The organism is Metabacillus idriensis (genome assembly GCF_009674765.1).
Lineage (GTDB): Bacteria > Bacillota > Bacilli > Bacillales > Bacillaceae > Bacillus_P > Bacillus_P idriensis.
On sequence record NZ_WKKF01000001.1, the window covers coordinates 1,251,432 to 1,270,315 of the forward strand.

Sequence of the window (18,884 nt, forward strand, 5' to 3'; positions counted from 1 at the left end):
TTTTCTTATTTTTTAGGAAATTATAAAATTTTGCGCTTCGATGGCGAGCGGAATCGCTCAGGCTCCTCGGCCAGAACGGATCCGCAAGTATTGGCAAAAAGCGCCTTAACTGGCGGATCCTTATCTGTCATGCCTGCGCTAAACGGGCGATTCCGCTTTTCTAATTTCCTGCTAGTTATATATGGGAAATACTTCTTATATTTGGTATGATAAAAGAATTAAGGGAAAACGGTGGGATGCGCTTATGGAGATAGGAATTATCGGTTCAGGAGCAGTCGGCTTACTCAGTGCCGCGTATTTAAGCAAATACCATGAAGTGACACTGTATACAAGGCGCAAAGAGCAAGCAGATCTTATCAACAATGCAGGTATAACCCTCGTGCGCGGGGAACGTCATGAGAACATATCTATTAACCTCGGAGCAGAAGAAAACACCTCCTATAAAGAACCTCTTCTAATTATAACGGTCAAACAATATCAGCTGGATTCTATACTTGATGCCTTGAAAAAGAGTCCGTCCAAAACGGTGCTTTTTTTGCAGAATGGCATGTCCCATATACCTTTGCTTCAAACACTGAAAAGACACCACATATTTGTGGGCACAGTAGAGCATGGCGCATTAAAACTGAGTGACAACAGTGTTAAGCATACAGGCTTGGGATGCATTAAGGTCAGCTCACTTTATCCTGATGATTGTTTAACAGAGCTGCCTATCCTGCAGATGCAAATGGAGCATTTTCCATTTGAATATATCAGTGACTGGAAGGAAATGATGTCTCGGAAACTGCTTGTGAATGCCTGCATAAATCCTCTGACTGCTTTATTGCGGGTGCCGAATGGTGAGCTCGCTTCAAACCCCATGTTTAATAAAATGACAGAGAGTGTATTTCGTGAATCAATGAAAGTTTTGGCTTTACAGAAAGGACAAGAAGAATGGGAGCATGTTATGGACATATGCAGAATCACGGCTCAAAATCGGTCATCTATGCTGAAAGATATTGAAGAAGGCAGAAAGACTGAGATTGATGGAATCATTGGCTGCTTAATCAATCAGGCAGAAGCTGAAAAGCTTGAAGTTCCTGTACTGCATTTCTTATATAATGCCATTAGGGGAATGGAAGGATGATTATAATCGATTCTATTATCAGTATTTTTGCATTTGCAGTTACACTTCCGCTGCTTAGTTTTTTCTTTCTGTTTCTTCTTTTGATTGTTATGACAAACAGCAAAAAAAGAGCCTTGCTGCTTGCTGCGGACATTGGCGTGGTTTTATTTATATTCTCAATTTATTTCAAATTGCTGACATTATCACAAAAGGCTTTTTACGGCGGCTTATTTTTCGTCTGCCTCCTCATCTTGTTTACTGGTCTGCTTATCCTAATCAGATCGCAATCGTCCATTTCATTATCCGTTGCATTTAAAAAATGCTGGCGTTTCTCCTTTTTGCTTTTGCTGCCGCTTTCTACGTTTCTTACTGTATATGGAATCATTTCCGGAATCCTTGAATATCTGTAAGATTTCAGGCAAACTTTTTTTATTTTAGAAGCAATAAATGCTATACTCTTCTCGGAAGCTTACATAACCCGGAAAGGAAGTTACACAAATGGAGATTACTGAACTCTCCCTTCGCCACACGAACCGCCTTGTGGAAGATTTGGTTCATGCAAGGTTAAATACGGTGGATTACTTTGATTATCAGATTACAAATAATGATGTCTATGAGAAGAGAATGAACGATTTAAAAAATAGAACGTTTGCACGGGAAGAATTATCGGATTACCTTTTATCCTATCACCGGAAGCACTTTCCTGAAAATCATGCAGTGACCGAGAACATTGAACGTCTTAAACAGCCAGACAGTCTTGTAGTAGTCGGCGGCCAGCAGGCGGGTTTACTTACGGGGCCGCTTTATACAATACATAAGATTATTTCCATTCTCGTTCTTTCAAAGCAGCAGGAAGCAAAGCTGTCTGTTCCTGTCATCCCGATTTTCTGGGTTGCAGGCGAGGACCATGATTTTGCGGAAATCAATCATTTATTTGTATCGCAAAATCAAGTTATAAAAAAGAAAGCGATCAAACACACGCAATCCGAAAAAATTCCTGTTTTCCATAAAGAGCTGGATCAGAAGGAATGCTGGAATTGGATCTGCTCCGTTTTTGAAACCTTCGGTGAAACAGATTATTCAAACACGCTGATGGAAAGTCTCAAACAAACATTAAGTACTTCAAAAACGTATACTCAATTTTTTGAAAAGCTTACATATGAAATGTTTTCTGAATACGGACTTGTTATTATGAACTCAGCCGATCCTGACCTAAGAAAGATGGAATCGCCATTTTTCCAGCAGTTCATCAGAAAAAATGAAGAAATGTCAGAAGCGCTTGAAGCTCAGCAGGAATTTATGAGTTCAGCGGGCTATCAGCCAATCATTGTAACAGAAAAGACCAGTGCCAATCTGTTTTATCATCATGAAAATCATGAACGCTCTTTGCTCCACCGTTCAAAAGATAAAACATATTCAGTGGAAGATAAATTAACGTTTACTGAAGAGGAACTGCGGCACCTTGCTGAACAATGTCCTGAAAGACTGAGCAATAATGTTGTCACAAGACCGTTAATGCAAGAATGTATGCTGCCGACCCTGGCGTTTATTGCAGGGCCAGGGGAGCTTACTTATTGGGCGGAATTGAAGAAAGTCTTTCAAGTTATGGATTTAAAAATGCCGCCTGTCGTTCCAAGACTGAACATCACCATTTTGGAACGCTCGATTGAAACAGACATGATGGATGTGGAAATTGGGATTGAAGATGTTTTTACTCGAGGTGTTGAAAAAGCGCGTGAAGAATGGGTATCAAAAAGAGAACCGTCTCGTATGTCACCTAAAATTGAAGACACGAAAAAGCAATTTGAACAGATTCACCGTGAACTTCGTGAGTCAGCTTTGACAATTGACAAAAGCTTGGAGCCATTTTTAATGAAAAACGCGTATTTTATTCAAGCTCAGCTCGATTTACTCAATTCTCATATCGACAAGAAGATTCAACAAAAACATCGGGTGGAAATGGAAAAATTCACAAGAATCGGGAAATCTCTCAAGCCGAATGACGGTTTTCAGGAGAGAACGTGGAATATATACTACTATTTGAATAAATACGGTCCAAATTTTTTAGACGAAATCGTGCAGCTTCGCTATTCTTTTAACAATCATCATAAAATTGTCAAAATTTAAATAACGATTTTCTGAAATCCTGTGGAATACAGGGTTTTTTTTTATGAAAAGAACGTGTAGAATAGGAGGTGGGGAGAAGTGGGGGGAAGTGGTGACTGAGAGAAAGAAAGTGGGGCGACGGACATGTTCATGGGTGAATATCACCATACGATTGATGCAAAAGGCCGCATGATCGTTCCTGCCAAGTTCCGGGAAGAACTCGGAGAAACTTTCGTCATCACAAGAGGACTGGATCAATGTTTGTTCGGTTATCCAATGAGCGAATGGAAATTGATCGAAGATAAGCTTAAAGCTCTCCCGTTAACAAAAAAAGATGCACGTGCATTCACTCGGTTTTTCTTTTCAGGGGCTGTAGAATGCGAGCTAGATAAGCAAGGCCGCATTAATTTAGCAGGACCGCTTTTGCAATATGCAAAGCTTGAAAAAGAATGTGTTGTTATCGGAGTATCAAATCGGATCGAGTTATGGGATAAGGCAATTTGGGATACATATGTGACTGAACAGGAAGATTCATTTGCCGAAATTGCTGAAAATATGATTGGTTTTGATATATAATGGTCTCTTGTGCAAACAATGAGTAATAAGACATTCCAACATCATATTTAAACATCCAAAACAATCGACTCTGATAAAGGTGGTAACAGCAATGTTTCAACATAAAACAGTATTATTGCGTGAAACGGTAGATGGATTAAACATTAAAGAAGACGGTGTATATGTAGACTGCACCTTAGGGGGAGCGGGGCACAGCTCTTATCTGCTGTCCAAGCTGTCTAAGGATGGCCACCTCTTCGCTTTTGATCAGGATGATGCAGCCCTCTCGCATGCTAAAGAAATTCTGGCAGATTACGCGGGACAGGTTACATTTATAAAAAGCAATTTCAGATATTTAAAAGAAGAACTGGAAGAGTTAGGTGTTACTGAGGTAGACGGTATTTTATTTGACCTTGGCGTATCATCGCCGCAATTAGATACACCTGAGAGAGGCTTCAGCTATCATCACGATGCACCTCTTGATATGAGAATGGATCAGCATGCCAGCATTTCCGCATTTGATGTAGTGAATCACTGGACATATGAAGAACTGGTCAAAATCTTCTTCCGTTACGGAGAAGAAAAATTCTCAAAGCAGGTAGCAAGAAAAATAGAAGCAGCAAGAGAAAAACAGCCGATCCAAACAACTGGAGAGCTCGTGGAATTAATTAAAGATGCGATTCCAGCTCCAGCAAGAAGAAAAGGCGGGCATCCTGCCAAACGTATTTTTCAGGCGATCCGAATTGCGGTAAATGATGAACTGAAAGTATTTGAAGAAGCGATTGGACAAGCTGTCGATCTTATCAGACCCGGCGGCAGAGTAAGTGTCATAACGTTCCATTCACTAGAGGACAGAATCTGCAAAACAGCATTTAAACAAGCTGCTGCATTACCGGAATTGCCTCCCAACTTGCCGGTTATACCGGATGAATTTAAACCGAAAGTGAAACTGATTACAAGAAAACCGATCGTGCCATCAGACGAAGAACTCGAAGAAAACAATCGGGCAAGATCAGCCAAACTTAGAATCCTAGAAAAACTATAAAGAATTCCAAAAAATCAGAGGGGGTTTTGGTTCATGAGTAATTTAGCAGTGAAATTACAGCAGCAAAGGCAAGAGCAGCACAAGCATATGCCCGAGCAGCAGCAAACGGTCGTCATTACAAGAAGACCAACCATAACAGTAGGGGAAAAAGTGCTTATCGTCGCTTTCTTATCTGTCCTCTTATTTGCAGCCGTACAAATCGTCTCAAACAGCGTAACTGTTTATCAGTCAAACATTGCGATTCAGAAGATTGAAGCGCAAATACAGGATCAGCAAAAGATTAATTCTGACTTAACTGTCCAAGTCAAAGAATTAAGCACATATGAGCGAATTATGGCTGAAGCAAAAAAGCAGGGGCTTAACCTTAATCCAGACAATGTGAAAAATGTGAAAGTTGTTAACGAATAATCATGACACAGCCGAAAAATATTAATATGAACAGAGGAGCAGCAATATTAACTTTAATATTTGCATTGCTCTTTTTTGTCTTAATCATCAGATTCCTTTACTTGCAGACAACAGGAGAAGTAAATGGAGAGATTTTAGCTGCACGTGCACAAGAGCAGTATGAACGGAAGCGCAGCATCGAAGCAAGCAGAGGAGCCATTCTTGACAGAAAAGGTGAAGTGATTGCTCAGGATACTTCTACTTATACGCTCGTTGCGGTGCTGGATGACAGTATGACAACCAGCGCGAAGAATCCAAAGCACGTCGTTGAACCAGAAGAAACAGCAGAAAAGCTTGCTCCATTACTCGAAATGGAAGAAAGCGAAGTTGAAAAGATTTTAACTAAAGATGCGTTTCAAGTAGAGTTTGGTCCTGCAGGGAGAAATATCAGCCATGAATTAAAAGTGAAAATTGAAAAAATGAAACTTCCAGGTATTGCTTTTACAAGAGATACCCACCGTTATTACCCGAACGGCACTTTTGCATCACACATAATTGGATATGCACAAAAAGATGAAAAAACAAAGAACACTGTTGGAATGTTCGGGATCGAAAAAAGTCTTGATAAATATCTTCAGGATAATGATGGCTATAAAGTTTACGAAGCAGACAAACAAGGTTTTACCCTGCCTAATGGAGATGAGAAAATTGTAGCTCCGGAAAATGGAAATACTGTTCATCTTACATTGGATCAAAAAGTTCAAACTTTCCTCGAAGATGCAATGAATGAAGCTGCAGAGGAATATGAACCGGAGAAGATAATCGGAATTGTGGCTGATCCAAAGACAGGGAAGGTTCTTGCAATGGGGCAGCGCCCGAGCTTTGATCCGAATGTCCGCGATATCAACAATTATTACAATGATGCTGTTGCCTATCCATTTGAGCCGGGCTCGACGATGAAAATTTTCACGCTTGCGGCTGCCATTGAAGAAGGCGTATTTAACCGCAATGAATTGTATCAGTCGGGAGCCTATAAAGTGGAAGGCGGGAGAATCCGCGATCATAATAAGACTGGCTGGGGAACAATTTCCTTCCTGGAAGGTGTTCAGCGTTCATCCAATGTAGCGATGGCCATCCTTGCAAAGGAAAAGCTAGGACCTGATCGATTTATGCAGTATATGAACAAGTTCGGATTAAATGAAAAAACCGGAATTGATCTGCCGAATGAGGCAAATGGGAAATTCAACTATAAATATGATATTGAAAAAGTAACGACCGCATTCGGCCAGGGTTCAACAGTGACGCCGATTCAGCAGGTGCAGGCAGCAACTGCAATCGCAAACGGCGGAAAGATGATGAAGCCATATATCATTGATAAAATTGTTGACGTTGATCATGACAAAGTGATCAAACAAAATAAGCCTGAAGTGGCAGGCACTCCTATTTCTGAAAAAACGTCAAAAGAAGTGCTAGACATTCTGGAAACAGTTGTCAGTTCCGAAAAAGGTACCGGAAGACCTTACCAGATTGAAGGGTATGAGGTAGCTGGAAAGACAGGAACAGCTCAAATTCCAGGAAGTGACGGAAAATATTTAAGCGGCCGGGATAATTTCATTTTTTCATTCCTTGGAATGGCGCCAAAAGAAGATCCGGAGCTCCTTGTTTATGTTGCGGTCCAGCAGCCTAAACTGAAAGACACAGAAACAGGATCCATGCCTGTATCATCTGTTTTTAATACGGTTATGAAAAACAGCCTTCAGTATTTGAAAATCCAGCCTTCTGAAGAAGCGGAAGAACAGCCTAAGAAAACGGAAACTGAAATTGGGGCAGAAGTTCCGTCCTTTGTCGGTGAAAATCCAGCATCAGCTGAAAAATGGCTGAAATCAAACAATATTCATCCTCTGATTCTTGGATCTGGCAATGAAATTGCCGCTCAATATCCCGAAGCAGGCACAAAAATGATCGTCAATGAACGTGTGCTTTTAAAGACAGATGGGAAAGTGATAATGCCCGATTTAAAAGGATGGTCATCCAGGGATGTTATGAAGCTTGCTAATTTCCTTGATCTTAATCTTAAGATTAATGGAAACGGCTATGTTGTATCTCAAAATCTCTCTAAAAATGAGACGGTAAATGAGAACGATCAGTTAATTGTTAAGCTGGAAAGCCCTGAACAGCCAAGCAGCGGTGGAAATGAACAGGCTGATGAGGAAGAAGAAATTAGGTAGCATATCAAGCTTGGTCAACATTGTTGACCAAGCTTTTTAGATTGAAATTATAAAAGGTAACAGGTTGTGGATAACGAAATAAAGTTATCTACCGCAAGCACCTACTCCTCGGTCTGAACGAATTCGCCTGTCAGATCTGACCAAGGCGCTTGCGCTATTGTTCTTGGCAAGTCATCAGCTTCTCTATTCCTAAAAGTTCTAGATGGTTCTGTACAAGCATATATTTGAACGAGCCTGAATAAGGAGGAGTTTAAATCTATGCGCGTTTCAAATGTGACTGTCAGAAAGCGTCTGGCAATGGTGCTGTTATTTGGATTTTTGATTTTTATTATTATCGATATCCGTCTTGGATACGTTCAGTTTTTTATAGGGGATAAATTAACTGCTCTTGCTAAGGATTCCTGGAGCAGAAACATTCCTTTTGAACCTGAACGGGGCGAGATCCTTGACCGCAACGGCGTCAAGCTTGCAACGAATATGAGTGCTCCGTCGGTCCTTGTAGTGCCGAGGCAGGTGGAAAATCCGGCAGATACGGCTGAAAAGCTTGCTTCTGTTTTAAATATGTCTAAAGAACGAGCTTATGAGCTTATAACAAAGAAGCAATCCATACAGCGCATCAATCCTGAAGGGAGAAAGATATCGCATGAAAAAGCAAAAGAGCTCCGCGCCCTCGGACTGAAGGGAGTATACATAGCGGAAGATTCCAAACGGCATTATCCGTTTGGAAGCTACCTTTCACATGTGCTTGGTTTTGCCGGCATTGATAATCAGGGATTGCTTGGTCTTGAATCCTATTACGATGAACAGCTGAAAGGCACGAAAGGGTATGTGAAATTCTACTCGGATGCAAAAGGGAAAAGAATGCCCGAGGAAGCGGATGAATATACAGCTCCAATAGACGGATTAAATCTAAAATTAACAATCGATTCCAAAGTGCAGACCATTATGGAGCGGGAACTGGATAACGCCCAGGCAGCATACAATCCTGACGGCATGATTGCCATTGCCATGAATCCGAAAAATGGGGAAATTCTCGGGATGTCAAGCAGACCGGACTTTGATCCTGCGGATTTCAGAAATGTAGATCCGCTGATATATAACCGCAATCTTCCTGTATGGAGCTCATACGAACCAGGATCAACCTTTAAGATTATTACACTGGCTGCAGCCCTTGAAGAGAATAAAGTAAATCTGCAAAAAGAACACTTTCATGACGGCGGATCTGTTGAAGTAGGCGGAGCAAGACTGAAGTGCTGGAAAAGAGGCGGCCATGGCAGTCAGACATTTCTTGAAGTCGTTCAAAATTCATGCAACCCGGGCTTTGTAGAATTAGGACAAAGACTCGGCACAAATACGCTGTTTAAATATATTCAAAACTTTGGTTTCGGGCAAAAAACCGGAATTGATCTGCAGGGAGAAGCGAGAGGAATCCTCTTCAATGTTAAAAATGTCGGACCTGTTGAACAGGCGACAACGGCATTTGGCCAAGGGGTATCGGTTACACCTATTCAGCAGGTGGCAGCCGTTTCAGCGGCGGTTAACGGAGGAACGCTTTATACGCCTTTTATTGCCAAGGAATGGATTGATCCAATTACCGGAGACGTTGTCAGTCAGACAGCTCCTGAGGCTAAACGCAGGGTGATTTCAGAAGAAACGTCAAAACAGATTAGATATGCATTAGAAAGTGTAGTGGCACAAGGAACAGGGAGAAATGCGTTTGTCGATGGATACCGTGTCGGCGGCAAAACGGGAACCGCCCAAAAAGTCAAAGACGGGGTTTACTTGAAAAATAACTATATCGTATCATTCATTGGCTTTGCACCGGCTGATGACCCTGAAATCGTCGTCTATGTGGCTGTTGATAACCCAAAAGGCACTGTTCAGTTCGGGGGAACGGTAGCTGCGCCAATTGTAGGAAACATCATGGAAGACAGTTTAAGAGAGCTTGGTGTGAAGCCGAGAAAAGATCAAATCGAAAAAGAATATACATGGCTAGACACAAAACTTGTAAATGTCCCGAATGTTTTAGGGCTGACGACAACGGAACTAAGAGAGCAAATGGTAAACCTGAAGCTTGATATTGCAGGTTCCGGCGACACGGTTGTCCAGCAGTCTCCAGCAGCTGGAGTGAAAGTGAAAGAAGGTTCAACACTCCGTCTGTATTTAGGAAAAAGCGATAAAAAAACTGAGGACGAATAATAACTCTCTTATACAGCAAAAAAGCCGGCAATCACAAAACGTGTTTGCCTCGCTTTTATTTTACGGCAGGATAAGAACAGCTCCCGCACACTCTCCCTTATAAGACATTTTTAAAAGCTGATATGGCTCTTTTAGCTAAGATGAGATAAAATAAGAACTGTGCGTTTTTTTACTGAATGGTTGATTTTGTATAAAAAATAAGAAAGAAACTATTGTTGGTTTTTGAGAGGATTTGGTAATGATGAAATTACAGACACTGCTTTCGCAGCTGCAAAATATGAAACTGAGCGGAAATGAAAATCCAGATATTCTCTCGATTGAAATGGACTCAAGAGAAGTGAAAGAAGGAAGTTTATTTATTTGCATCAGCGGGTACACAGTAGATGGCCATGATTATGCTGAACAGGCTGTCCGCAGGGGGGCTGCTGCTGTATTATCTGAGAAGCCCCTGTCACTTCCAGTACCTGTTATTGTAGTGAATAACACTAAAAGAGCTATGGCGCTCCTTGCAGACACATTTTACGGGCAGCCTACACATAATCTTCATTTAATTGGCGTTACAGGCACAAACGGCAAAACGTCAACAACGCATCTGATTGAGAAGATTCTTCAAAATAACAGCCTTGCAACTGGATTAATCGGCACGATGTACATAAAAATCGGAGATGAACAATTAAGTGTTAAAAACACGACTCCTGAGAGTCTGACTCTGCAAAAAACCTTCGGAACGATGGTTGAAAGAGGAGTCAGTCACGCGATTATGGAAGTTTCCTCTCATGCCTTGCATATGGGACGTGTTCATGGGTGTGACTATGATGTTGCCGTCTTTACAAATTTGACGCAGGATCATCTCGATTACCATCAGACAATGGATTCATATCGTGCAGCTAAGGGCCTTCTATTTTCACAGCTTGGCAACAAGTTCGATCAAAATAAGCCTAAAACAGCTGTCCTAAACGGCGATGACTCAGCTTCGTCCGAGTTCATGAAAATGACGGCAGCACATGTTTTAACGTATGGCATTGATTCAGAGTGTGATGTGATGGCAAAAAATATTGCGATGTCTCCAAGCGGAACATCATTTGATCTTGTTACTCCGCATGGCCGCGAGAAGGTGAATATGAAGCTGATCGGCAAATTCAGCATCTATAATGCACTTGCAGCTGCAGCTGCGAGTCTGGCTTCTAATGTGCCTTTATCCATTATTGCGGCAACACTTGGCGAGATTGAAGGTGTTCGCGGCCGCTTTGAAGTTGTCGACGGCGGACAGGACTTTTCTGTCATTGTTGATTATGCCCATACTCCAGACAGTCTCGAAAATGTTCTTTCAACTGTCAAGCAATTTGTTCTTGGAAAAACATTTGTCGTTGTCGGCTGCGGCGGTGACCGTGACCGGACAAAACGCAAAATCATGGCACAGATTGCCGTTAAGTATGCAGATGAACCAATCTTTACATCCGATAATCCGAGAAGTGAAGATCCTGTCGCCATATTGAATGAAATGGAAGATGGGGTCAGGGGAGAATATTATCATTCCATTGAAAATAGAGAGAAGGCCATCTATTTTGCCGTTGCCAATGCGAAGCCCGGAGACGTCATTTTAATTGCCGGCAAAGGCCATGAAACTTATCAGCAGATCGGAACGCAAATTTTCGATTTTGATGATCGCGAAGTCGCCTTGAAAGCTATTAAAGAACAGATTAAATAATGATTGGCAGCAACACATGTATTTAAAAAATTCACAAGCTAGTATTTATGATGAATCCGTAATCAGAAGCGGTCATCACGCAGTTATTCAGGGAGGATCTAAACATGCTCGAACAAATTATTTTATTTACAATTATTATGGGTTTTTTAATCAGTGTTCTGATATCTCCCATCTTTATTCCATTTTTAAGAAGGCTTAAGTTCGGACAAAGCATTCGGGATGAAGGGCCAAAATCCCATCAGAAAAAATCAGGCACGCCAACGATGGGCGGGATCATGATTATTCTGTCTGTCATTGTGACAACGCTTGTCATGAGCTATAAATTTGCAGAACCAAGTGTAGAAATGTATTTGCTGTTATTCGTTATGTTCGGATACGGTCTCCTCGGTTTTCTGGATGATTTTATTAAGGTTGTGATGAAGCGCAACCTCGGTCTTACATCAAAGCAGAAACTGATTGGCCAAATTATCATTGCTGTCATTTTCTATATTGTTTTTAAACAATATGGGTTTTCTTCTGAAATCCGCATTCCAGGCACAGAATTTTCGTTTGATTTAGGCTTTGCATATGTGATTCTGATTATTTTCATGCTTGTCGGCGGATCTAATGCTGTTAACTTAACAGATGGACTTGACGGCTTGCTCTCAGGTACGGCGGCCGTTGCTTTTGGTGCATTTGCTGTTCTTGCCTGGAATCAATCTCAATATGATGTGGCTATTTTTTCAGTGGCAGTTGTCGGAGCGGTTCTTGGTTTTCTTGTCTTTAATGCACATCCGGCAAAAGTATTCATGGGTGACACAGGATCACTGGCACTCGGAGGAGCTATTGTTACGGTTGCTATTTTAACAAAGCTTGAAATTCTTCTTGTTTTAATCGGTGGAGTTTTCGTCATCGAAACGCTGTCTGTTATTATTCAGGTTATTTCTTTTAAAACGACTGGAAAACGGGTGTTTAAGATGAGCCCGCTTCATCACCACTATGAATTAACCGGCTGGTCAGAATGGAGAGTTGTCGTAACATTCTGGTCTGTGGGTCTCGTGTTCGCCATTCTGGGAATTTATATTGAGGTGTGGTTATAAGATGAAAAATATTCAAGATTTTACTCATAAACATGTACTTGTATTAGGGCTTGCAAAAAGCGGTTTAGCTGCTGCAAAGCTCTTACATAAACTCGGAGCGATAGTAACAGTCAATGATATGAAGCCATTCGAGGAAAATGAGTCTGCCCAGGAGCTTCAGGCTGCAGGCCTGAAGGTCCTATGCGGAAGTCATCCGATAGAGCTTCTTGATCATGCAGAATACATTGTGAAAAACCCTGGCATTCCTTATTCCAATCCATTGCTGGCTGTTGCTTTGGAGCGGAAGATTCCGATTGTTACAGAAGTGGAACTCGCTTATTTAATCTCAGAAGCTGATATGATCGGAATTACGGGATCAAATGGAAAAACAACCACGACTACGCTTATTCACGAAATGCTTGTAGCTGATCAAAAGAAGTCTTTGATCGCCGGCAACATCGGAACCGTGGCCTGTGAGGTCGCTGAACATGCTACTGAAGAAAATGTCATTGTGACTGAGCTGTCTTCTTTTCAGCTCATGGGTACAATCAAATTCAGACCGAAAATAGCGCTGCTGCTGAATCTATTTGATGCCCACCTTGATTATCATGGCACTAGAGAAGAATATGCCCTTGCAAAAGCGAAAATCTATGAAAATCAGCAGACTGATGATTATTCTGTCGTGAATTATGATGATATGGATGTGCGCCGGGCAGCTGAAAAATCAAAAGGTCAAATCGTTTATTTTTCCGTTTCCGAGAAGCTTGAAAAAGGCGCTTATATGAGTAATGGAGCGCTTTGGTATAACGATGAGCAGATTATTGAACTGAAAGATATTGTCCTGCCCGGCAAGCATAATCTTGAGAATATCCTTGCTGCAATCTGTGTGGTAAAACTATATGGAACTTCAACAGGAGCCATTCAAAAAGTTCTGACTGCTTTTAAAGGTGTTAAACATCGTCTGCAGTTTATCAGCAAGATTGATGGAGTAAAATATTACAACGATTCTAAAGCTACCAATATATTGGCAACATCTAAAGCGCTGCAGGCCTTTGATGCGCCGACACTTCTGCTTGCAGGAGGCTTGGATCGCGGAAACGAATTTGATGAGCTTATCCCTTTCCTCGGCAATGTGAAGGCAATCATCACATTCGGACAGACGGCTCCAAAACTTGAGAGAATAGCAGGAGATGCTGGAATAGAAGTGATCAAACGTGTCGATAATGTTGAACAAGCGGCTAAGGCGGCGTTTGACTTATCTCAAGATGGTGACATTGTTCTCTTATCCCCTGCGTGCGCTAGCTGGGATCAATATAAAACATTTGAACAAAGAGGAGACATGTTTGAGAACGCCGTGCATAAGCTAAAGTAAAGGGCTCGTACACGCATCGCCACAAAGCTTGAGCCCTAATTCCATAATATTGGGGTGTTCGGCGTTGACGGCAAAAAGATCTGCACCAGATTTCATTCTAGTCATCATTACCTTGCTGCTGCTGACGATTGGACTGATCATGGTATACAGTGCAAGCGCAGTTTGGGCAACTTATAAATTTGAGGATTCATTTTTCTTTGCAAAGAGGCAGCTGCTTTTTGCGGGTGTAGGTGTAATCGCCATGTTTTTTTTAATGAATGTTGATTACTGGACGTGGAGAACCTGGGCAAAAATGCTGATTATTATTTGTTTTGTGCTGCTTCTGGCCGTTTTAGTTCCGGGCATTGGAATGGAGAGAAATGGTTCACGCAGCTGGATTGGAGTCGGAGCGTTTTCCATTCAGCCTTCAGAGTTCATGAAGCTTGCCATGATCGCTTTTTTGGCTAAATTTCTGTCTGAAAATCAAAAAAAAATAACATCATTTAAAAAAGGTCTTTTTCCTTCACTTGGCTTTGTGTTTACTGCATTTGCATTAATTATGCTTCAGCCTGATCTTGGAACTGGAACTGTTATGGTCGGGACTTGTATTGTGATGATCTTTGTTGCCGGAGCGAGAATTACCCATTTTGGTTTGCTTGGTTTGCTTGGAGTTGCCGGATTCGTAGGTTTAGTGTTATCAGCTCCATATAGGATTAAGCGGATCACATCGTTTTTAAATCCATGGGAAGATCCCCTGGGAAGCGGATTTCAAATCATTCAATCCCTGTATGCGATTGGTCCCGGCGGACTATTTGGTCTTGGCCTTGGACAGAGCAGGCAAAAGTTCTTTTACTTGCCAGAGCCGCAAACAGATTTTATCTTTGCAATCCTGGCAGAGGAGCTGGGCTTCATCGGCGGCTCTCTGATCATTTTGCTGTTTGGTCTGTTATTGTGGCGCGGTGTAAGAATAGCTCTCGGTGCCCCTGATCTGTACGGTTCATTTCTGGCAATTGGCATCATCACAATGGTTGCGATTCAAGTTATGATCAATGTCGGAGTAGTAACGGGGCTGATGCCGGTAACAGGTATTACCTTGCCATTTCTGAGCTACGGCGGTTCTTCATTGACGCTCATGCTGATGGCGGTTGGTGTTCTGCTGAATATTAGCAGATATGCAAGATACTGAACTTACATTCTATAGTTGAAATAGACCCTGTTGAAAAACAGGGTTTATCATTTTTTTAAGCTAAAGTTGAATATTTTTGAAAATGTTTCTAATTAATGGGGGATACATATGAAAATTTTGGTAAGCGGCGGCGGGACAGGCGGGCACATTTATCCTGCTCTTGCTTTAATAAATGAAATAAAAAGAAATGATCCAAATGCGGAATTTTTGTATGTCGGCACTGAAAATGGCCTGGAGTCTAAAATCGTTCCAAAAGCAGGTGTAGCTTTTCGTTCAATCGAAATTTCCGGTTTTAAAAGAAAGATCTCTCTGGATAATGCAAAGACGATCATGCGCTTTTTCAAAGGCGTCAGCGACAGCAGAAAATTCATTAAAGAATTTAAACCTGATGTCGTAATCGGCACAGGCGGCTATGTGTGCGGACCTGTTGTTTATGCCGCTTCTAAGCTTAAGGTTCCCGCAATCATCCATGAACAAAACAGTCTGCCGGGAGTAACGAACAAATTCTTAGCCCGGTATGTAGATAAGGTAGCGATTTGTTTTGAAGAGGCAAGAAGCTATTTTCCTGCTGAAAAAACAGTGCTGACCGGAAACCCGAGAGCGTCTGAAGTGGCAGCGGATAACGTAAAGCACTATAGAGACCCTGCTCTTAAGCCCGATAAAAAAACAGTGCTGATTATGGGAGGAAGCAGAGGGGCAAAGCCTATTAATGATGCTGTCATCGGAATGCTTGAAGAAATGAAAAATAAGAATTATCAAGTTATCTATGTAACTGGTGAAGTTCATTATGATCACGTTATGGATCAAGTTAAGAATCTCCCAAAAAATGTCGTAATCAAGCCTTTCATTCATAACATGCCTGAAGTCTTAAAAGGGATTGATTTAATTGTTGCCAGGTCAGGAGCAACTACAATGGCCGAGATAACGGCGCTTGGGCTTCCAAGTATCCTGATTCCCAGTCCTTACGTAACGGCAAATCACCAGGAAAAAAATGCACGGGCTTTAAGTGATCATGATGCAGCGGCATTAATCCTTGAAAAAGACCTCTCAAGTGCTGTATTAATAAAAGAGATGGATGCTATATTGCTTGATGCGGACAATCTTCAAAAAATGTCATCAGCATCTAAACAGCTGGGCATTCCAGATGCTGCAGCCAAGTTATATAAAGAAATACAGGTTCTTGCTGAAAAATAAATTAGCTTTTATCTTAAATGCTGACATAAAATATTATAAAGACAGAAGTCATAGGGGTTTATAACATATCAGAAGAGGGTATCAAACTATTTGTGCCTATCGAACTATAATTCCAATGAGCCTTCTTCAATGTCATACACAAAAGAACAATCTATTTTAGGAGGCTGTCATGGAACAGATACTAATGAAATTACAAGAAGCAGAAGTTGGGAAAGTTGTTCATAATGAACCGCTGGCAAAGCATACGACGATTAAAATCGGAGGTCCTGCAGAAATTTTTGTAGAGCCGAATTCGATTGAAGATCTGAAAAAAACGATGGATATCGTGACAGAAAGCGGAGTTCCATGGAGAGCGATCGGCAGGGGATCAAACCTGCTTGTCGGGGATTCAGGCATTAACGGTGTTGTGATTAAACTCGGAAAAGGGCTGGATCATCTTGAAGTGGATGGAGATACCATTACCGCTGGCGGAGGCTACTCACTTATAAAATTAACGACTGTCATCAGCAAACAAGGACTTTCAGGTCTTCAGTTCGCAGGAGGCATTCCCGGATCTGTTGGCGGAGCTGTCTACATGAACGCGGGTGCTCACGGTTCTGATATGTCTAAAATTCTTGTAAAGGCGCATATTCTGTTTGAAGATGGAACAATGGAATGGCTGACGGCGGAAGAATTAGATTTTTCATATCGTACTTCCCTGCTTCAGAAGAAGCGTCCTGGCATTTGTCTCGAAGCGGTTCTGAAGCTTGATAAAGGCAATCGGGAAGAAATTGTGGCAGAGCTTCAAAAAAATAAAGATTACCGCAGAGAAACACAGCCTTGGGATCATCCTAACTGCGGCAGCGTTTTTAGAAATCCCCTGCCGCATTATGCCGGCCAGCTGATTCAGGAATCTGGCCTAAAGGGATATCAGATCGGCGGTGCGAAAATTTCCGAACTTCACGGGAATTTTATTGTGAATACTGGCAATGCCACAGCGAAAGATGTACTTGATTTAATTGATTTTGTTAAAAAAACAATCTATGAAAAACACGCTGTCAAAATGGAAACAGAAGTTGAAATTGTCGGTGTAAATGAGTAGAGAATGCTTATCTCTTTTTCCTTTTATTGTGGTATACTATCTTTATTAAAGGTACAGTTGCTAAACGGCATACTATATGCCGTTTGTTTCTCTTTTAAAGATGATTTTACGCCCCCGAAAGTGATTCGGGATGAGGGGTGATTACAAGTTGGAAAAAGGCAAAGTCGTTTCGCTTGAAGATCGTGTTCCAAAGCTCAAGGAGCATCGGAAACAAAAATCCAACCGCAGGTTAATTTTATTTTTATCCGTCTTTTTCATCCTCATTTTATTGGTGATCTACTTTCAATCTCCGCTTAGCAAAGTATCTTCCGTAGATGTTGCCGGTAATAAGACAGTATCAGAAGAAGAAATAATAAATATGAGTGGAATTACAGAAAAATCAGGCTTTTGGAGCATCAATGAAAAAGAAGTGAATGATGCCCTTTCTGATTTTGATCAGATTCAAAATGTGAAATTGGACAAGCAATTGCCAAATAAGGTGACGATTGTGGTTGAAGAATATCATAAAGTGGCCTATATCGTTAAAGGAGATCAATACTCTCCCATCCTTGAAAACGGCAAAACACTTGACCCGGTTGAAGGAACATTTCCAGACGATGCTCCGCTTCTGATTAATTGGAGCAAGGCTGAGGAGATTGAAGAAATGGCCATGGAACTCATGAGTATTCCAGACAGTGTAAAGAATGCGATTTCTGAAATCTATCATACACCTGAAAAAACAGATCCTTGGCATATTACACTATACATGAATGACGGATTTGAAGTGCAGGCCTCGGTCCGCAGCTTTTCAAAAAAAATGATTGATTATCCAGCCATAGTCAGCCAGCTGCCTCCAAATTCCAAAGGCATTATTCATATGGAAGTCGGAACCTATTTTGAATCATACGATAAGAAAGATGAAGCTGCAGAAGAAGCGGCGGAAGAGGGCGCCGCATCAGAAGGAGAGCCGGAGGGGACAGTGCAAAATGAAAATGAAGATGAGAGGTAGATATGTTGTTCTATCTTTAATCATGCTTGTTCTCGGTTTTTTAGTTTCTTTTTCTTATCAGCTCACAAAAGAACAGCGTCCGAATAATGGAATATCTTCTGAACAGTGGAGCAAAGAGTATGAAACAAGACAGCTGCTGATCAAGCAAGAGGAAAGAAATACCGAGCTTCAAAAGGAACTATTTAAAAGCCAGGAAAAAGTAAGAGAAATTGAAGAAAATCTGAAGAATGAAAAACAGATTTACTTTAATCTTGTTGAAGATGTTGAGAAGTACAGAATGTATGTAGGCGAACTGGGTGTAGCAGGGGAGGGGATTGAAGTGACTCTGGAGGATTCCTCCTACATTCCAGAAGGGGAAAATGTAAATAATTACATTGTTCATGAAGGCCATATTTTTAAAGTGATCAACGAATTGCTTATTTCAGGTGCAAGCGCCGTAGCCATCAATGGACAAAGATTATCACATGATTCGTATATATATTGTAATGGTCCTGTCGTCACCGTGGATGGAAATCAATTTCCAGCTCCCTTTGTCATATCTGCCATCGGCGAGCCTGCTGTTCTGGACCAGGCATTAAATATCGCCGGCGGTATTGTCGAGCAGATTGCTTACGATAATATCGTAATAACCCTTGAGAAGAAAAATGAAATAAAGATGAATCCTTTATTGCAAGAAAAGAAATCTTGATGGGT

16 protein-coding genes are annotated in these 18,884 nt (G+C 41.4%); all 16 read left to right on the forward strand.

The features are described from left to right. Nucleotides 1-244 precede the first annotated feature (244 nt). Nucleotides 245-1,126, forward strand: coding sequence for a 2-dehydropantoate 2-reductase (locus GJU41_RS06185; protein ID WP_170292731.1), 882 nt, complete (start codon nt 245-247; stop codon nt 1,124-1,126). Continuing rightward, nucleotides 1,123-1,515 carry a DUF3397 family protein gene (locus GJU41_RS06190; protein ID WP_070879074.1) on the forward strand — a complete coding sequence of 131 codons (393 nt, stop codon included), beginning with the start codon at nt 1,123-1,125 and terminating at the stop codon, nt 1,513-1,515. The genes GJU41_RS06185 and GJU41_RS06190 overlap by 4 nt, the downstream gene beginning before the upstream one ends. Before the next feature lie 88 nt (nt 1,516-1,603). Beyond that, nucleotides 1,604-3,232, forward strand: a complete 1,629-nt coding sequence (bshC, locus tag GJU41_RS06195; protein ID WP_154318164.1) for a bacillithiol biosynthesis cysteine-adding enzyme BshC — start codon at nt 1,604-1,606, stop codon at nt 3,230-3,232. A 123-nt stretch (nt 3,233-3,355) separates the two neighbouring features. Beyond that, entirely contained in the window at nt 3,356-3,787 is a 432-nt protein-coding gene (gene mraZ, locus GJU41_RS06200; RefSeq protein WP_070879076.1) for a division/cell wall cluster transcriptional repressor MraZ, read from the forward strand. A 91-nt stretch (nt 3,788-3,878) separates the two neighbouring features. Beyond that, on the forward strand, nt 3,879-4,811 hold the full coding sequence (rsmH, locus tag GJU41_RS06205; protein WP_070879077.1) for a 16S rRNA (cytosine(1402)-N(4))-methyltransferase RsmH: 933 nt from the start codon (nt 3,879-3,881) through the stop codon (nt 4,809-4,811). Nucleotides 4,812-4,844: 33 nt separating this feature from the next. Next, the gene (gene ftsL, locus GJU41_RS06210) at nt 4,845-5,219 is read left to right on the forward strand and encodes a cell division protein FtsL (RefSeq protein WP_154318165.1); all 375 of its coding nucleotides are present in this window, start codon (nt 4,845-4,847) and stop codon (nt 5,217-5,219) included. Nucleotides 5,220-5,221: 2 nt separating this feature from the next. After that, complete coding sequence (locus tag GJU41_RS06215) at nt 5,222-7,426, forward strand: penicillin-binding protein (protein WP_154318166.1); 2,205 nt, start codon at nt 5,222-5,224, stop codon at nt 7,424-7,426. A 258-nt stretch (nt 7,427-7,684) separates the two neighbouring features. Continuing rightward, nucleotides 7,685-9,625, forward strand: coding sequence for a stage V sporulation protein D (locus GJU41_RS06220; RefSeq protein WP_154318167.1), 1,941 nt, complete (start codon nt 7,685-7,687; stop codon nt 9,623-9,625). 241 nt (nt 9,626-9,866) lie between these two features. Then, the gene (locus tag GJU41_RS06225) at nt 9,867-11,333 is read left to right on the forward strand and encodes a UDP-N-acetylmuramoyl-L-alanyl-D-glutamate--2,6-diaminopimelate ligase (RefSeq protein ID WP_070879160.1); all 1,467 of its coding nucleotides are present in this window, start codon (nt 9,867-9,869) and stop codon (nt 11,331-11,333) included. A gap of 104 nt (nt 11,334-11,437) precedes the next feature. Continuing rightward, nucleotides 11,438-12,412 carry a phospho-N-acetylmuramoyl-pentapeptide-transferase gene (mraY, locus tag GJU41_RS06230; protein ID WP_070879081.1) on the forward strand — a complete coding sequence of 325 codons (975 nt, stop codon included), beginning with the start codon at nt 11,438-11,440 and terminating at the stop codon, nt 12,410-12,412. A 1-nt stretch (nt 12,413) separates the two neighbouring features. Continuing rightward, nucleotides 12,414-13,763 carry a UDP-N-acetylmuramoyl-L-alanine--D-glutamate ligase gene (gene murD, locus GJU41_RS06235; RefSeq protein ID WP_154318168.1) on the forward strand — a complete coding sequence of 450 codons (1,350 nt, stop codon included), beginning with the start codon at nt 12,414-12,416 and terminating at the stop codon, nt 13,761-13,763. Nucleotides 13,764-13,827: 64 nt separating this feature from the next. Next, nucleotides 13,828-14,928 (forward strand): stage V sporulation protein E, encoded by a 1,101-nt coding sequence (spoVE, locus tag GJU41_RS06240; RefSeq protein WP_070879083.1) that lies wholly within the window; start codon nt 13,828-13,830, stop codon nt 14,926-14,928. A 108-nt stretch (nt 14,929-15,036) separates the two neighbouring features. Then, the gene (gene murG, locus GJU41_RS06245; RefSeq protein ID WP_154318169.1) at nt 15,037-16,122 is read left to right on the forward strand and encodes an undecaprenyldiphospho-muramoylpentapeptide beta-N-acetylglucosaminyltransferase; all 1,086 of its coding nucleotides are present in this window, start codon (nt 15,037-15,039) and stop codon (nt 16,120-16,122) included. 169 nt (nt 16,123-16,291) lie between these two features. Next, nucleotides 16,292-17,203, forward strand: a complete 912-nt coding sequence (gene murB, locus GJU41_RS06250; protein ID WP_154318170.1) for a UDP-N-acetylmuramate dehydrogenase — start codon at nt 16,292-16,294, stop codon at nt 17,201-17,203. A gap of 148 nt (nt 17,204-17,351) precedes the next feature. Next, nucleotides 17,352-18,191, forward strand: coding sequence for a cell division protein FtsQ/DivIB (locus tag GJU41_RS06255; protein WP_070879086.1), 840 nt, complete (start codon nt 17,352-17,354; stop codon nt 18,189-18,191). Next, nucleotides 18,181-18,879: a DUF881 domain-containing protein gene (locus tag GJU41_RS06260; RefSeq protein ID WP_070879161.1), complete on the forward strand. Its 699-nt coding sequence runs from the start codon at nt 18,181-18,183 to the stop codon at nt 18,877-18,879. The genes GJU41_RS06255 and GJU41_RS06260 overlap by 11 nt, the downstream gene beginning before the upstream one ends. Nucleotides 18,880-18,884: the final 5 nt, after the last annotated feature.

What these genes read in the sequence shown, in the direction of transcription:
- mraY (WP_070879081.1), top strand. Translation starts at nt 11,438, where the DNA reads ATGCTCGAACAAATTATTTTATTTACAATTATTATGGGTTTTTTAATC.
- GJU41_RS06225 (WP_070879160.1), top strand. Translation starts at nt 9,867, where the DNA reads ATGAAATTACAGACACTGCTTTCGCAGCTGCAAAATATGAAACTGAGC.
- bshC (WP_154318164.1), top strand. Translation starts at nt 1,604, where the DNA reads ATGGAGATTACTGAACTCTCCCTTCGCCACACGAACCGCCTTGTGGAA.
- murB (WP_154318170.1), top strand. Translation starts at nt 16,292, where the DNA reads ATGGAACAGATACTAATGAAATTACAAGAAGCAGAAGTTGGGAAAGTT.
- murD (WP_154318168.1), top strand. Translation starts at nt 12,414, where the DNA reads ATGAAAAATATTCAAGATTTTACTCATAAACATGTACTTGTATTAGGG.
- mraZ (WP_070879076.1), top strand. Translation starts at nt 3,356, where the DNA reads ATGTTCATGGGTGAATATCACCATACGATTGATGCAAAAGGCCGCATG.
- GJU41_RS06220 (WP_154318167.1), top strand. Translation starts at nt 7,685, where the DNA reads ATGCGCGTTTCAAATGTGACTGTCAGAAAGCGTCTGGCAATGGTGCTG.
- murG (WP_154318169.1), top strand. Translation starts at nt 15,037, where the DNA reads ATGAAAATTTTGGTAAGCGGCGGCGGGACAGGCGGGCACATTTATCCT.
- GJU41_RS06260 (WP_070879161.1), top strand. Translation starts at nt 18,181, where the DNA reads ATGAGAGGTAGATATGTTGTTCTATCTTTAATCATGCTTGTTCTCGGT.
- GJU41_RS06190 (WP_070879074.1), top strand. Translation starts at nt 1,123, where the DNA reads ATGATTATAATCGATTCTATTATCAGTATTTTTGCATTTGCAGTTACA.
- GJU41_RS06215 (WP_154318166.1), top strand. Translation starts at nt 5,222, where the DNA reads ATGACACAGCCGAAAAATATTAATATGAACAGAGGAGCAGCAATATTA.
- rsmH (WP_070879077.1), top strand. Translation starts at nt 3,879, where the DNA reads ATGTTTCAACATAAAACAGTATTATTGCGTGAAACGGTAGATGGATTA.
- GJU41_RS06185 (WP_170292731.1), top strand. Translation starts at nt 245, where the DNA reads ATGGAGATAGGAATTATCGGTTCAGGAGCAGTCGGCTTACTCAGTGCC.
- ftsL (WP_154318165.1), top strand. Translation starts at nt 4,845, where the DNA reads ATGAGTAATTTAGCAGTGAAATTACAGCAGCAAAGGCAAGAGCAGCAC.